This window comes from Microbacterium sp. P5_B6 (assembly GCF_056400345.1).
Window position 1 is genome coordinate 1 of sequence record NZ_JBFULL010000026.1, and the last position, 15,709, is coordinate 15,709.

Annotated in this window: 11 protein-coding genes, 1 tRNA gene and 1 pseudogene; 7 read left to right on the forward strand and 6 right to left on the reverse strand. The window is 65.7% G+C overall.

Annotated elements, in window-relative coordinates; genetic code table 11:
- Together AC1DP3_RS17090 and AC1DP3_RS17095 are read left to right on the forward strand one after the other, a co-directional pair.
- On the forward strand, nt 1–1,473 hold a 1,473-nt coding region (locus tag AC1DP3_RS17090; RefSeq protein ID WP_477295372.1), incomplete at its 5' end, for an alpha-L-rhamnosidase-related protein.
- 164 nt (nt 1,474–1,637) lie between these two features.
- Nucleotides 1,638–2,830 (forward strand): annotated as a pseudogene (locus AC1DP3_RS17095) (IS3 family transposase).
- 361 nt (nt 2,831–3,191) lie between these two features.
- Here the strand turns inward: AC1DP3_RS17095 and AC1DP3_RS17100 are convergent.
- Nucleotides 3,192–4,664 (reverse strand): carboxylesterase/lipase family protein, encoded by a 1,473-nt coding sequence (locus AC1DP3_RS17100; protein WP_477295374.1) that lies wholly within the window; start codon nt 4,662–4,664, stop codon nt 3,192–3,194.
- Nucleotide 4,665: 1 nt separating this feature from the next.
- Nucleotides 4,666–5,886, reverse strand: coding sequence for an MFS transporter (locus tag AC1DP3_RS17105; protein ID WP_457102014.1), 1,221 nt, complete (start codon nt 5,884–5,886; stop codon nt 4,666–4,668).
- A gap of 103 nt (nt 5,887–5,989) precedes the next feature.
- Between AC1DP3_RS17105 and AC1DP3_RS17110 the strand changes: the two genes are divergently transcribed.
- A complete protein-coding gene (locus tag AC1DP3_RS17110) occupies nt 5,990–7,264 on the forward strand; it encodes an ROK family protein (RefSeq protein ID WP_477295376.1) in 1,275 nt (424 codons plus the stop codon).
- Between the two features lie 221 nt (nt 7,265–7,485).
- Here the strand turns inward: AC1DP3_RS17110 and AC1DP3_RS17115 are convergent, their stop codons facing one another.
- A complete protein-coding gene (locus AC1DP3_RS17115; protein ID WP_477295378.1) occupies nt 7,486–8,007 on the reverse strand; it encodes an alpha/beta hydrolase in 522 nt (173 codons plus the stop codon).
- Between the two features lie 20 nt (nt 8,008–8,027).
- Between AC1DP3_RS17115 and AC1DP3_RS17120 the strand changes: the two genes are divergently transcribed.
- Nucleotides 8,028–8,684: a tyrosine-type recombinase/integrase gene (locus AC1DP3_RS17120; protein ID WP_477295380.1), complete on the forward strand. Its 657-nt coding sequence runs from the start codon at nt 8,028–8,030 to the stop codon at nt 8,682–8,684.
- Nucleotides 8,685–8,748: 64 nt separating this feature from the next.
- Here the strand turns inward: AC1DP3_RS17120 and AC1DP3_RS17125 are convergent.
- Together AC1DP3_RS17125 and mobF are read right to left on the reverse strand one after the other, a co-directional pair.
- Nucleotides 8,749–8,840, reverse strand: a tRNA-Ser gene (locus tag AC1DP3_RS17125).
- Nucleotides 8,841–9,123: 283 nt separating this feature from the next.
- Nucleotides 9,124–12,099: a MobF family relaxase gene (mobF, locus tag AC1DP3_RS17130; protein ID WP_477295382.1), complete on the reverse strand. Its 2,976-nt coding sequence runs from the start codon at nt 12,097–12,099 to the stop codon at nt 9,124–9,126.
- A 436-nt stretch (nt 12,100–12,535) separates the two neighbouring features.
- Between mobF and AC1DP3_RS17135 the strand changes: the two genes are divergently transcribed.
- Complete coding sequence (locus AC1DP3_RS17135; RefSeq protein ID WP_477295384.1) at nt 12,536–13,045, forward strand: hypothetical protein; 510 nt, start codon at nt 12,536–12,538, stop codon at nt 13,043–13,045.
- A 98-nt stretch (nt 13,046–13,143) separates the two neighbouring features.
- On the opposite strand, the gene AC1DP3_RS17140 is transcribed toward AC1DP3_RS17135, so the two are convergent.
- Nucleotides 13,144–13,695 carry an NADPH-dependent FMN reductase gene (locus AC1DP3_RS17140; protein WP_477295386.1) on the reverse strand — a complete coding sequence of 184 codons (552 nt, stop codon included), beginning with the start codon at nt 13,693–13,695 and terminating at the stop codon, nt 13,144–13,146.
- Between the two features lie 539 nt (nt 13,696–14,234).
- On the opposite strand from AC1DP3_RS17140, the gene AC1DP3_RS17145 reads away from it, so the two are divergent.
- A complete protein-coding gene (locus tag AC1DP3_RS17145; RefSeq protein WP_477295388.1) occupies nt 14,235–14,633 on the forward strand; it encodes a hypothetical protein in 399 nt (132 codons plus the stop codon).
- A 172-nt stretch (nt 14,634–14,805) separates the two neighbouring features.
- On the forward strand, nt 14,806–15,709 hold a 904-nt coding region (locus AC1DP3_RS17150), incomplete at its 3' end, for a KAP family P-loop NTPase fold protein (RefSeq protein WP_477295389.1).

Genomic DNA, 15,709 nt, shown 5'->3' on the forward strand with positions numbered 1-15,709 from the left:
CTCGTCGACGACCTCACGCCGGAGGAGATCCACGGCATCGTGATCTCGACGGACCTCGACTGGACCGGCGAGTTCACCTCTTCGGATCCGCGGCTGGATCGTCTGTGGAGCAACGTGAGCTGGTCGGTGAGATCGAACTTCATGGACACCTCCACCGACTGCCCCACACGGGAGCGTTCCGGGTGGACGGGTGACATCCAGGTGTTCGCTCCCACCGCGACGAACATGGTCGACGCTCAGTGGTATCTGCGGCGGTTCCTTCACAACCTGGCGATCGAACAGGCTCCCGACGGGAGTATTCCCGTTGTCATCCCGTCCGGTTTTTCGGCGTTCTCCGGCGGTCCGCGCGGACACCTGGCCCGCGCCGGAACCGCAGCAGGGTGGAGCGATGCCAGCGTGCTTGTCCCGTGGACCCTGTACCAGCGGTACGGAGACGAGAGGGTGCTCGCTGACCAATACGAATCAATGGTGGCATGGGTGGATTCCTGCGCGCGCCGTGCACGCGAGGCAAGCAAGCGCAAGGGCTCCCGCGTGGTCCCGGAGGTTGATGAGTTCATCGTCGACACAGGATTTCAGTTCGGTGAATGGCTAAGGCCGGGCGAGAGCCCCGCCCTCTCTTCGATCGACGCAGCGCGCCGGGGCGCTGTCGTCGCCACCGCCTACCTTGAGCACTCCGCCCGCGTGCTCTCCCAGATCGCCCGCGTGCTCGGAAAAGACGCCGACCAAACCCGCCACCTCGCTCTCGCGAACGATGTCCGCCGCGCCTGGCGCACGAGGTTCCTGGGAACCGACGGGCGGATCGGCACCGATAGGCAAGACGACTACGTGCGCGCGATAGCCTTCGACCTTCTCGAGGGAGCGGAAGTGAGTGCCGCCGCCCAACGACTCGTGGGCCTMATCGAGAAGTCCGGAGGTCTGGGCACGGGCTTCTTGTCCACCCCTCTCCTGCTCGACACGCTTGTCGACACCGGCCACGCAGACATGGCATGGAGGCTGCTGCTCTCCACGACGAGCCCGTCCTGGCTGCATCAGGTGAACCGCGGCGCGACCACCGTCTGGGAGACGTGGGAGGGCTACAGAAAGTCCGGCAAGGCGAAAATGAGCCATAATCACTTCGCTCTCGGCTCGGTCGCCCGATTCCTCACCGAGAGAATCGCAGGCATCACACCGCTCGACCCCGGATACCGCACGATCGGCATCCGACCGCTCGTCGGCGGCGGTCTCACGGCAGCGCGCGCGGCCCTGCAAACCCCCTACGGCCCGGTCGAGAGTTCATGGTGGATGCAAGGCGATGGCGTCGAGTACGTCGTCTCGATACCTCCCGGGTCCACAGGGCGGTTCTGYGCGCACAGCGACATCGAGTCCGTCACTCTCACCCCAGGCATCCATGCTCTCCGCCGCACGAACAGCGCTGATAACGAAGTCTCTCGAACAGGAGGAAATGGGCCACCCGTCGCTATCGGCAACGACTGACACCCTAGGTTCAGCCTTTGCGTGGGGCTGTGGGTGCAAGCCTCATTCACCGGCTCCGCACCCGGGAGCGTCCGAACAKAGTGGACGACACGTTCGGGACTGCTGCACGGATAGGTGACATCTGATCTGGCTTGCCCGGGAGGGCGGCCTGGAAGGATGTCATTGTGCCCAAGCCCTACCCGAGCGAGTTCCGTGACGACGTCGTGCGCGTCGCCCGGAACCGCGAACCCGGAGTGACGATCGAGCAGATCGCGAAAGACGTCGGGGTTCACCCGATGACCTTGCAGAAGTGGATGCGTCGCGCCGATATCGACGAGTGCTCCAAGCCCGGTCAGACCCGGAACGAGGGCGCTGAGCTGCGCGAGGCGCGCAAACGGATCCGACTCCTGGAACAGGAGAACGAGGTGCTGCGGCGGGCAGCGGCGTATCTGTCGCAGGCGAACCTGCCGGGAAAAGGTTCTACCCGCTCGTGACTGAGCTCGCCGAATCGGGGATCCCCGTGACGGTGACGTGCCGGGTGCTCAAGCTCTCCCGCCAGCCCTACTACCGGTGGCTGGCGGACCCCATCACGCCCAGCGAGGTGGTGGAGGCGTGTCGGGCGAACGCGTTGTTCGACGCGCACAAAGACGACCCCGAGTTCGGGCACCGGTTCCTCGCCGACGAGGCCCGCGACGCCGGTGAGGCGATGTCGGATCGGACCGCGTGGCGAATCGCATCGGACAACGGCTGGTGGTCCGCGTTCGGGAAGAAACGCGGCCGCAACGGCAAGAAACCCGGCCCGCCCRTCCACGACGATCACTGCACCGTCACCGACGAGAACGGGCGGGTCCGGCACGAGTTCACCGCCGACGGCCCGAACCAGCTCTGGCTCACCGACATCACCGAGCACCGCACGGCGGCGGGCTAGCTCTACCTCTGCGCGATCAAGGACGTGTTCGCCAACCGGATCGTCGGGTACTCGATCGACTCGAGAATGAAGTCGAGCCTGGCCGTCCAGGCACTCAACAACGCCGTCGCAATGCGCGGCGACGTTGCCGGCTGCATCGTCCACAGCGACCGAGGATCGCAATTTCGAAGCAGGAAGTTCCTGCGCGCTCTGACCCGGCGCCGGCTCGTCGGATCGATGGGCCGAGTCGCCTCGTGCGGGGACAACGCGGCCATGGAATCGTTCTTCGCACTGCTGCAGAAGAACGTCCTCGACCGTCGCTCCTGGACCACCCGCGAGCAGCGGCGCATCGCGATCGTGACCTGGATCGAACGGACCTACCACCGACGCCGTCGACAGGCCGCCCTCGGCCGTTTGACCCCGGTCGAATTCGAGGTCATCATGAACACGCCAGCCCCGCTGGCTGCGTGACTACAACCTGTCACCTATCCGTGCAGCAGTCCCACGTCCCGATCCTGGTGACGGAGAACGGCATCGCCACCAGCGACGACAAGCGACGCATCGCGTGCACCGCGATCGCACTGAACGACATGGCCGACGCGATCGCCGACGGCATCGACATCCGCAGTATCTGCACTGGAGCCTGCTTGACAACTTCGAATGGGACGACTGGGAAGCCACCTTCGGACTCATTGACAGTCAGCCGGGAAACTTTCGAACGCCACCCCAAGCCCAGCTTCGGCTGGCTCAGTGTTGCTCTCTCAGGCTCGAGTTGCGAGAGCGAGGATCCATACGACCATCAGCGCACCATATTGGTCACGCTCTCTGCGTGCTACCGGGTCGCTGAGAAGCGGTGCATCGACTCTCCGCCGCTCCCCCACGGTCGCCACTCCTCGACGGGAGCGGGCGCACCACTCGTCGCAAAGCCGACCCACGCATTCATCATCCGGCGCGACAGATCGACGCGCGCCGGCGTCGCGCCGACGAGCGGGATCCGATCCACTGTGCCGAAGACATAGGCGATGTCTAACGAGTGGCACGATCCGAGCAGCCCACCCAGCGCGTCACTCGGCTCCGCAAATTCGTATACCCAGACTTCGTCGGCGGTCTCGCGCGCACGCGTGGCGACTTCTCGTGCCGGTCCGGCGAACAGCATCCCACCGAGCAGTCGCGCGTAGACGAGGTGCGGCGGCTCGGACGGCCCTGTGGCGGATGTGGCGTCGAAGAGCGCCTGCGGATCCGGTATGCCGAAGGCGGTGAGCCGAGCGACGACATCGTCCGCCGTCAGCTGGATCGTGTAGCCGGGGTCCGATGCCAGCAGCGAACCGACTTCGTGGGCGGTCCAACCGATGAGCAGTTGCTTCCCTCGCAATCCGACTCCGCCCGTGGGCCAGAACGGGTGCTCGGGCAGGTGAACGCGGTCGAGGACTGGACCGATTCCGGCCATCGACTCCATGGCCTGGGGCCCGAAGACATCGGCACCTCCCGCGAGCGCGCGCCCTTGTGCGGCGAGCAGGTCGGCGGCGGAGAGATTCTCGAGCGCATCCGGGGAAGGGCCGCCGAGTGCCTCGAAGACGCGGTCACGGAATCCGGTGACGGCACTCTGAGGCAGCACCCGGGCGAACGGCCCGCTCATCATGATCGCCCGGACGAACAGATCACGGGCGGCGGGCATCGCGAGCAGCGCCGCCACTTTGCCGCTTCCTCCCGACTGCCCGGCGATGGTGACGCGTGACGGATCGCCACCCACCGACGCGATGTTCTCACTCACCCAGCCGAGCGCGGCGATGATATCGAGCATCCCCGCGTGGGCGGAGTCTGGGTAGCCCTGATCGCGAAGATCGAGGAATCCGAAGAGTCCGAGTCGATGGGTCACCGTGACCACGACGACATCACCGCGCGCGGCGAGGACGTCTCCGTTGAACCACATCTCGTTGCCGGAGCCGGCGAGATGACCACCTCCATGAAGCCATACGAGTACAGGCAACTCGGCGCCCTCGCGTCCGGACGGGGCCCACACGTTCATGCGGAGGCAGTCCTCATCCATCGGTCCGCCTTCGAGAGGCGATCCGTTCCGCGGGTGCATCAACTTCTCGAGCTCCCCACGAGAGTCGAGCTGAGGCGCTGCCGGTCCGAAGGTGACCGCCTCACGGACGCCCGACCAGCTCGGCACCGGCCGCGGTGCGCGGAATCGATGGGGGCCCGACGTGTCGTCGCCGTAAGGAACACCCAGGAGAGTGAACACCCCATCGGCCTCCACACCGCGGAGTGTGCCTTGGATGGTTTGGATTTCTCGCAGCTTCATCTCAGCGCACCTTTCGAATCGGGATGATGAACACCGAGGCGAGCAGCGCGACCACCGCGGCGAAAATGTAGATCGGCGGATACGCCCCGGTGGCCCCGATGATGACGGCTGCGAGGAAGGGCGCGGCGATCTGCGGACCTGCGGTTGCCACGTTCAGGAGCCCGAGGTCGCGCGCGTTGTGCTCCTCGTCGGGAAGGACCTCGGTCATCAGAGCCTGGTCGATGGACGCGTAAGCGCCGTACGAGAGCCCGACCACGACTGCCCAGACGAGCATCCCCGCAAAGGTGGGGACGAACACCGGGATGAGCATTCCGATGCCGATGCCGACTGAGGCGATGATGACGAAGATCTTCCGCCGTCCGATGCGATCCGACAAAGGTCCTGCGATCGCCGTGGAGAGGATGGAGAATCCGAGGTTCACTGTGCCCAGGAGAGCGACAGCCGTCGCCGGATCGCCCCCTGGCAGGTTCTCGACGCCGATGTAGTCGGTGAGCGCGTAGTACTGGTACGCCGACACCGTCCAGAACCCGACCATGATTGTCACGCGCGCCCAGAACGCCCATGCGAAGTCATGGTCGCGCAAGCCGGCGAAGAACGCGGCGAAACTGCTAACGCGCTCGCTCGCCGACAGACGGGGACGAGCCGACGGCTCGGGCTCGTCCCGGCCTGCCAGCGGGTCCGGCGCGAGGAACACGAGGAAGAGAGTTCCGACCACCAGAACGGCGACCAGCAGCAGGTATCCGACGACCGGGTTCTGGACGAAGGCGGGCGCCAGGTTGAGCCCGTAGATGACGCCCAGGGTCGTGGCGATACCCATCAAGGAGGAGATGAGGCCGCGTCGGCTCACGGGCACCCGCTCGGGGAGCAGCGAGGTCAGCACTGCCTGGTATGCGGCCGCGCTGAGCATCACACCTACGTACACAACGCCGAGCCAGAGCAGCTCGTGCATCGAACCCATCAAGGCCAGCAGCCCGGTGAGCCCAATGGCGGAGGCGACGAGCCACGGCGTGCGGCGGCCGAAGCGGCTTCGGGTCTTGTCGGACATGGCGCCGAACAGCGGGTTGCCGACCGCCGCCGCGAGCGCTCCGAGCGAGGCAAGCACACCTAGCGACGCAACCTTGCCCGCTTCGTCGATCGAGGCGACCTGGCTCGGCAGCAGAATCTGCTGCATCCCCTGGAAAACGGCGAACAGCCCTGCCGTGGACAGGAGATAGCCTGACACGAACTTTGCTCCGCCTTGAATGCGGGGTTTCGGTGCGATCGCGCTCTGATTGGCGCGCGTATGGTCGGACACACGACCTCCTCGTCGTCGGGGTATGGAAGGGGTGCGACGTCATGTCGCAACGTTTCTATTATTCTCGAAGTTTGAGATAAAAGCAAGGGAGCACGAACTGATGTCTTCGCGATCAGCGTTGGGCGAGCTGCGAGACCGCAACCTGGGGCTCGTCGCCACGGCGATCCGCGAAACCCCCGACATCACTCACACTGAGCTGGTGCAGAAAACCGGACTCGCTGAAGGAGCTATCTCGCTGCTCGTCAACGAGCTCGTTTCTGCAAGGGTGCTCCATTCCGAATCCGCACCCGCATCCGGACGCGGACGGCCACGGCGGCTTCTGACACTGGATGACGAGCGACCCGCGCTGGTGGGGGTCGCTCTTCATCACAACGCCATTGAAATCCGCATAGCCGCCCTCAAGGGCCGCGTGCTCGCCTCAGAGACAGTGACGCACCCCGGCCTCTGGGAGCCCGGACGGATCGGGGCGGCCATCGCGGACGTCGTCCGCGGTTCGACCGCGGTCGATGCCCCCGGTACGTCCCTGGCTATCGCATTCCCAGGAATCCAGCAGGGTGGGCGACTCAGCTCCGAGGAGATGCTTTGGGACGCCGAGTCGATGGACGACTTGTTCTCTCCACTCGCGGAGGCGAACGTCCGTGCGCTTCATGTGGTCAACGACGGCGACGCCGCCACGCTGGCCGAGCATGCGTCCGGCGCCGCGCGCACCGCCGACAACGCCGTCGTCGTCATGGTGGGCAGCGGAGTCGGGGGAAGCGCGATCATCCACGGCGCAATGCTCCTCAACCACGGCGCAACGTCGGGCTTCGGACACACCCCCGTCGCGCGAGACGGACCTGAGTGCGGGTGCGGTCGCCGCGGGTGCCTGGAGCGCTTCGCGTCGCTCACGGCGCTGGCACTCCATCTGAACGAGAGGCCGACCCTGGAGTCCCTAGGCCCTGCGGCCTACGCCCGGCAACTCGCGGAGCGTGCTCAACGGGCAGAAGACGCCGTGCTGGATGCGCTTGGCGACGCCCGCGAGAAGCTGGGCGTTTTCGGCGACATCATCTCTGCGGTGCTCGGCACAGAGATCCTGGTCGTGACGGGCCCTGCAAGCGTCCTCACGCCGTGGCTGGCCCCCAGCTCTGTGGGGGTACCACCGATACCGGTGATTTCGGGCGACCACGGCTCGGATGCTCCGCTCGAAGGCGCTCTGAGCGAGGCGCAGAGGGCATACCTGGAGATGCCCCTGATGTTTGGCAAGACCTCAATTCTGACCGCTGGGCCTGCAGTGGCCTCGTTGCGGCATCCGCTGGCCTCCTCGTAGGACGGCGGTGAACGAACGTCGACGCGGTGTCATGTGCACCTTGCCGGCTGCCGATGGAACGTGCGACGTTCCTGCAATTGGTTGATGGACGACTGGGTCAGTGGGGACTGCTGCACGGATATGTGACATCTGATCTGGCTCGCCCGGGAGGGTCGCCTGGCGGGATGTTGCGGTACCTACGCGTTATCCGAGCGAGTTCAGAGATGACCTAGTGCCCGGATTCACCTGGTCCGGCCGTCTAGCCATTCCCGGACGGCGGCCCGCCAACGCTCGGGATCCGAGTTCCATGTCATGGCGTGATCCGCATCGAAGGATTTGAGGCGGACGACAAGCGGTCGCTGGCCAGCCAGGCGGCTCGAGGCGGAATATGGTGCCGAGGTGTCGCCAGTCCCGTGGAGGATGAGCGTCGGGACACACAGCTCATCGGCGCGAACGAGCCAGTCGAAGCGGTCCAGCGGAACTTCAGAATCGAGCCCGACCACTCGCGCCAGCACCAGAGAGTGCAGCCACGGTCGAGTGAACAATCCGAACCACGCCGGCAACCGGGCGCGAGCACAGTTCGCGTTGATCGTCGCCTGCCAATCCAGCACAGGCGATTCGAGCACCAGTCCATCGACGACGCCGCGGAACTCGGTGTCCGCTGCCAACTGAAGTGCGATCGCGGCACCCATCGACCAGCCGAACAGCACGATCCGTCGCGCCCCGTGGTCCAGCGCGTACTGCAGCGCCGCGCGGTCCTCCATCAGCCTCATCCCGTCCGGCCATGAAGAAGATCCCCGAGCTGAGCGCGCCCGTTCTGCGCACCATCAGCCCTAAGGATGTACCAGCGGCACCTCGCCTGGCGGTGGCCGTCGCGGCAGTGAGAGAGAAGCGACCCGACATAGCCGATGTCTTCGAGTTCATGTCGCTCAGCGGCATGCGGTGGGGAGAAGTTCGCGCCATGCGCGTCAGCTGGCTGTCAGAAGTCCCCTTTCCGCAACTCGTCGTCGAGAGCTCGCACTCCGACAACTACGAGGAGAAGGTTCCGAAATCCTGGCGCGGCACTCGCGCCATCCCCCTCTCACCGCGCGCCGTCGCGATCTTCACCCAGCACGCAACCGGCAAAGATCGAGATGAGTACCAATTCACAAACAAGTACGGCCGCCAGCTCAATGCCGGAGTGGTCCGCAAGTTCCCCCTCGGATTCCACCGGCACGCCCTCCGTCACTACGCCGCGTCGACCTGGCTGCGCCTCGGGACGCCCGTGCACGAAGTCGCTGAATACCTCGGCGACGACCCTCGGACCGTCTTGGCCGTCTACGCCCACATCCTGGGCGAAGGCCAGCGTCGAGCCCACATCGCCCGTCTCGCCGGAGCCGAGGAGGAGGCACAGAATCAGGCCGGGGACACCCGGGGGACACCTGGCGCCCAAATCGGGTAAATCGCGGGCGCCGGGACCATCGGCACTTCAACGCAAAACCCCCGTTTTATCGKGGGTTTTTCGGCGGAGACGGAGGGATTTGAACCCTCGGACCCCGTGAGGGGTCTCCACCTTAGCAGGGTGGTGCACCCTAAGCCCTTGATGAGGCCGACTTCCGCGGAATCACGCGCCAGCATGCACTATGTGCGCCCGCGCCACGGCGCATGGCAAGAAACACACAATGCCACGAGCAACCTCCAGAAATGGGTGTCGCGTAGATCAATAGAATCCTGCGTACGTCTTGCGAGACAGGGCAGAGTCTCAACCCGAAGCCCTGCATCGCGCGGTCGTGGTGTGGAACGACGTCGCCTGCGGAATCGAGTTCGCCGTCCGGGAAGAAGAAGGCGCACTGTTGGGCGTGAGGAACGCGGTCTCGGTGGCTTCCAGATAGGACCGGACGCTAGAGCGAGCGGCCAGGCCGGACCAAGCGCGACATGTCGATGATCGGCGCGTCGACGCGCTKGGCTCGAGCCCCGCGAGCCCTTTCGGCGTCCGCGACGTCCGTCGGCCGAGTCAGCTCACGGTAGGTACGGGTGAGCGACCCGTAGTCGGCGGAGGTCGCTTCGAATCGTGCCAGAAGCTCGCCATGCTGATCCGCCAACTCCGCAGTCGACGCGGCCCCTAGACGACCGTGTCCGCCGGCGTCGTCTGCGGCGATCCGGCTATCGAGTTGCAGGAGACTGCGTCTCGCTGTGTGGATCCACTCGCTCAGCCGCTCGAGCTCGGCGCGCAGCTCCGCTTCGTGGTGGCCGTCCACGTTGATCAGGCCGCCCCTGTGAGGGACGCGTCCATGAAGCGCGTGGTCGCTGTTTCCGCCCGTGCCGGGAGTGGTGGCGAGAGGGTCGGGCGTGCGGGCGGCGTGGCCCAGTTCGGCGTGAGCAGCGCGGATGGAGTCGTCAATGCTCACTTCGGGGATGCCTCGCAGCAGGCTCTCCGCGACCTGCTCGCGGGCGGCGGCGGGGGTGCGGGCGATCGCGATCACCTCGTTGTGGGCGCGGCCGCGCGTCATCCCGACATACAAACCTGATGCGTCCGCCCCCGGTCCAACAACGGACGCGTCGGTCGTCTCACCCTGGATACCGTGCACAGTGGAGGCGTAGGCGAGGTGCACATGCTGGGCGACGTAGTCGTGGCTGACCGTGCGGGTATCGCCGCTGTCACCGAGGCTCGTCAGCTGAAGGCCGGTGGGGGTGATGCGGTGGATGGTCCAGAGGGCACGGTTCTCGACGTCCGCCGCCCTGTCGTTGCGGCGGGTCTGCACGACATCGCCCTCAAGGAGTCGCTGCTCCCCCTGCCCCACAGCGATCCGGCCCACACTGAGGTGGCCACGCTCGAGACGGCGCTGTTGGATCGCTTCATTGATGGCGTCCGCTTCCTCGTTCGTGCCCGTCACGAGCGCGATCCGGTGGTTCCCGGCCGCCCACCGGAAGTACGCCTCCACCATCACCTCGCGCGCCTGCAGCTCGTTCGACACCTGGTGGATCAGACCGCGCTCGTCGAGCTCGGCGGCGACGGCACGCGCGGCGTCCTTGGATGCCGGTTCCCGCATCCGCAGGGTCAGCGCCGCATAGTCGGGGTCACGGAAACGGTGCACGGCGGTGAGTTCGACAACGGCGGTCGCGCGGCGGGTCATGGACGCCATCGCTCCGGAGTGCCCGACCGGGCGTGCCTGGAGGTGATCACCGACCATCGCGATCCCCGCCAGGGTCTCCGCCGCGATCATGGCAAGGGCGTTCGCGGTATGCAGGTCGACCATGCCAGCCTCATCGACCACGATCCGATCCCCCGGCGCGAGCGGGAACCGGCGTGGCCCCACATACGTACTGCCCGTGGACGGGTCTATCTCGCCCAGACGGAGCCGGGTCCAGGCTGCCGCGCCCGCATCATCGGAACCCCAGCGGAAGCCGTGGTCGGCGAGGAGCGCGTGCAGGCTGGACGCGGCGGTGCCGATCTCCCGTCCCGCGACCGACGCGGCCTTCTTCGTCGGCGCAACCACTACCAGCCGGTGACCCTGCTCGGCGAGAGCAATCTTCGCGACCCGCAGCATGGTCGTCTTGCCCGCACCGGCGGGACCGGTCACAGACACCAAGACATCCGTGCCCGCGATCGCCGCCGCCGCCTGGATCTGCCGCTCGTCCAGCTCCACGCCACCGCGGAGGACGCTCGTGGCGATCGTCACGATCCGTGCCGGCGCGACGGCTTCGCCCGGTGTCGTGAGACCGTCGAACCGGGTCGCGAGTTCCACCTTCAGCGCTGCTGTCGAGGACGCCATGAACCCCTTCACATGCGCGGGCCGTTCCGGCTCATCCGCCATCAGGTCAAGCGTCAGCTCGAGTGCCCGTGCGATGACAGCATCGATCACACCCTGCAGGTCGGAGCGGGCCGCGATGACTCCGGACGCCGCGACCGCGCGGGTCGCACCGGCCCGCACATCGAACAGGCTGAACCGTCCCCCGCAGCATGCGGAACGGGCATCGGCCTCCACGATCGCTTGCGCCGCGAGAAGCTGCAGGTCCAGCGCATCCACGGACAGTGGGTGCACCTCCACCGGGTCCCGGACGTCGAGAAGTGACGGGTCGATCGCGGCGAGCTCGTGGCGGATGAGCTGCTCCCACTCCGACTCATCGACGTCGTCCGGCTTGTTCGGTCGAGCCTTCGCCCACGCCAGCCGATCGATCTGATGCAGCTGGTCCGGGCTCGGCTCCGACCCCGGATGCTCGGCCCGCCACGCCGCGAGCAGCATCGCCCGGTTCGACTCGATCTGCGTCGACCTGCGCGACAGAGGGCGCACAGCGTGAGCGAGCTCAGCGATCTCGCCGTTCGCGTCGATGGTGAAGCCGTGACGGGCGAGCGCCGCCACCCACTCCGGATCGGTTTGGGCGGCCAGCTCACCCTCCGCATTGATCACCGTGTGCAGCTTCATAGCCACCCGGGAATCGACGTTGGACCACTTCCCATCCTTCCCCAGCACCTTCACGCTCAGCCAGAGGTGCCGGTGGAGGTGTGGGTCCAACGCGCGCGAGCGCCGGTGCCGCAACTCCACCACCTCGACACGACACAGCGGCTCTCGGAAACGGCCCCCCGCCCCACGGCGCGCGTTCAACTTCTGCTGCCAGGTGGCGATGACCCGATCCCGCAGCCGGTCCTGCAGCGCCTCGAACTCACGGGCAAGGTCGGGATTCACGAGCGCGGCGATGCTGAACGACTTCGGCGCGTTGATCGTCCCATCCAAGATCAGGTCCGCCTCCGGCGAGCTCAGGTCCCTGCCGCGCCGCTCATCCGTGTCCGGGTCGCGACCGTCTACCCATCGGCGCAGACGGGTCTCGTCGAGTACGTCCGTCGAGATCACGCCGGCTTCCACCGTGAACCGTGTCACTCCTGCAGCGGCCTCACTGTAGCCGGCAAGCGCATCAGCCCCGGTCGTCGAGCACAGGTGGGAATCGCAGGAACCTTGGAAGGCGTACTGCATCGCCTGCCGAACCCCTTGGGATCCGCCGCCCCTCTTCCAACGCTGCAACCCTCCACGCACCCCTTGAGATTACGCCTCTTTTGCTTAACTCGCGAGCAGTTCCACAGAAAGTGCCTGCGTGCATTGCTTTTGTTCTTGTTCTTTTTCTCTTCGTCTCCGCGGGGGGGAGGGAGTCATCGTGCGATGGTCGCGAGGGACTGGGCCGGAGGGGCTGTTGAGCGCGCGTATGTGGCGCGGTCATCGGGCTTTGATGCGCGCAGGTCTACTGCGACGCGAGCTGGTTTAGCGCTGGAGGCGAGGCGGCGGGCCGGGCGGGTTCCACGCGCTGAACGCATGCCGACCCGTGTGCGGGTTGATCGCGCCCCGGCTGTCCCCCGTGTCAATGTCCGACTTCGAACCTCCGCGCAGCGAGGAGACGGCGCACAGTGAAGAACCGGTCAAGTACCTCACCTCGAGGCGTGTTCTTCAATTCATCGCGTTCGGGCTGACCGTCTTGGCCACTGTCATCATCGGCTTCCTGCCCAGCTACACCGCGGTGAGCACGGGCGACGACGGTTCGATCACGTCGACGACTACCAACGGCTTCCAGAACCTCGCGAATCTCAGCCCGTATTTCCTCAGTGGAATGCTGCTTGCCCTGCTCGTTACCCTCGCGCCGCTTGTCGTCCGTGGCCACACCTGGACGAAGGTCTCCATTGTGTCTGCGGGTGTGATGGCGCTCGTCACCGTCGCGTCCATCGTGTTGATCGGCAACTGGCTCCTTGCGCCCGCCGCAATCGCCTCGATCGTTGCGGCTCTCCTGCCGGAGCGATCACGTCACTCCCGCGTGGAGTTGGTCAGCGCCCACGTCTGACCGCAGCGCCCATTGATCGATCCTTCGACGGACGGCCCGGTAGGCCACGACAAACGATCGACGGCGAGCGTCTCGCCCTCAAACCGAGTCGGGTTCGATTAGGTGACTGGTGTCGGCAGAAGCATCAGGGCACGACGCAGTTCCTCCACGGCGATGGCGATTCGTGCGGCAAGGGCGGGGTCGTCTACCTCACCGTCGTCGCGAAGCCGGGTTGTGGCCCGTGAGACAGTCATTGGGTCGAGCAGTTGGGCGCCGAGGAGCTGTAACGAGGGAACGAGCGCCGCGGTCCCAGCTATGCCCCCGGTTTGGCCCGGCGAAGCTGATGCCAGCAGCACTGGCTTGCCGAACAGGCCGATCGAATCGGTCAGCCAGTCGAGTGCGTTCTTGGTCACGCCTGACGGGCCGTGCACGTACTCAGGCGACACGATCACTGCGCCTCTTGCCGCGGACGCGAGAAGCCTGAATTCTCGTACTGGTGCAGGAAGCAACGCGTCCGTCAAGTCAGCGTTGAACAGGGGAAGGTCGCCGATCAGGTCTCCACCGACGAATCGGAAGTCTGGTGCAGACAGCTCGATCGCTCTCAGCAGGGAACGATTCAACGAGTGCAAGCGCAAGCTGCCGCAGAAGGCGAGAACGGTAGTGCGCGACATGCGGATCCCCTGCTAACGAACTCCTTCGTCACCGAAAGGAGTGCGCCCAGCATGAGGCCGGTAGCCGCCCGTGTCAACGTGTAGCGCGACCATCAATCCGGACGACTGGTTGGCAGGACGCCCGCTGACCGATCAACTATCGGGTTGTTCTCCGCCGATCCTTCATCTTCGAGGTAGACGGTCGCGTACACGTCGACGCCAAGCATTGCGATCTGGTGGGCAACGTCCGCCKGGAGCACGAATCCGCCTTGTACTGAGTCCGAATCCGCCGACCACCGCTCGACCGGATCATGAGCTGAGCATAAGACGACACTCAGCCGGCCCGAGGACGTGCCCTGCAGCCGGTCCTTCGGTGTGCTGATCAATGGGCGGCTCACCGGCCCGCTTGCCGATCCGGTTGCGGGACAGCCGTCGCGGTGCCCGACCCGGTGCGCTGTGCGGGACTCGTTATGCGCCGCCAGCCCCATTGGACGCTTCGCGGGACGTAGTGTGCAACCCTGGCCCTTGCGACAGAACACACGAACTCGGAGGTGCACATCATGGATCGATCGAACCCCTCGTTTGACGACATCGTCCGTGGACCGGCCTCCGTGAACGGCGACGATGCCCGCCGAGTACCGATGCGCAGCGACGGCGGCGCAAGTGGCCGCTTCGTCGTGGTCGCTTTCGTGACCGCAGCGGGATTTGCTGCGGCCGCGGCCGTCGTGTCGTTGATTCTGTCGATACGAGATGACGAAGCAGCTCTCGGCGTGGGGTTTAGCGTCCTTCTTCAGGCAGCCGCGTTGCTGTTGCTGATCGGGGCAGGAGTCCGCGTGGCGTTCGTGGACGGTATCAGGTGGCCCTTCGCCGTTTTGGTTACCGTCGTTGCGCTCATCAGCATCGGACTCGTGGCGTGGGCATATCAAGCTCTTGCGGCAGGCTCGGCGTACATCCCTTGACATCACCCGTAAGGCCGGGGGAGGCGCTCGGTCCACCGCCCGTACATCGACCGGCTCTCGGACGCTGCAAAGTCGCCCTCGATCGGTCGGGGAATTGGCAAGCGTGACAAGCTGAGTGGCGCAATTTCGCCCGTTGCCATGTCTCAGCCGGCAGAACTGAGACGATTCACGTGTGAGCCACTCTCTGCACAACTCATTACTTAGCGATGACCCACTCGATGCTCTCGACGACGCCAGCTTGTTCGGGCGCGATCATCTCGTCGCGCGGACCATGGAGGTGCTCGGCCGGGTCCGAGGCCAGAGCAGATCGAGCACGCTCGGGCTGATCGGGCCGTGGGGGTCTGGCAAGACCACTGTGCTGAACTCGCTCGTCGCACAGCTCAGGGATCCGGATGAGGCTGCCCGAGGGACACTCGGCGGTCCCTGGTCGGTCGCGGAGTTCAACCCCTGGCTGTATTCCGACCCCGCATCGTTGCACGCCGGGTTCTTCGCCGAACTGCGTGCAGCCCTCCCGTCTGACAAGCGGTGGAGCACCGCTCGCAAAGAGCTCGCAGACTTCGGCCGCCGACTAACGCCGCTAACGGGCCTCACCCAGGTGTTCGGGTTCAACTCCAAGGAGCTCTACGAAGGCGCTCTCGCCCAACTTGAACCGAGCACAACCTCCCAACGGAAAGCGGTCGAAAAGGCTCTGGCGGAGGCGTCACGCCCCGTCCTCATGGTGATCGACGACCTCGATCGACTGAGTGCGAACGAGCTGCTACATGTCTTCAAGCTCGTCCGTCTCGTCGGCAGACTTCCCAACGTCTACTACCTGCTCAGCTACGACGAACTCACCATCATCGACCTGCTGCGGAAGACCGACCTCGTGGCCGCTGAGGATAAACGGCGGGCGCTGGACTACCTCGAGAAGATGGTCCAGGTGCGGTTGGACATGCCGATGCTCCGCGAGTACGAGGTGGACACCATCGTCGATMAGGCTCTGGACTTCGTGGCGCAAGCTCACGGACTCCAGGTGCAGAACAAGCCGACACTGCTGCAGCGGTTCGACAGTGTGATGTCCATTCGCCTCCGCACAC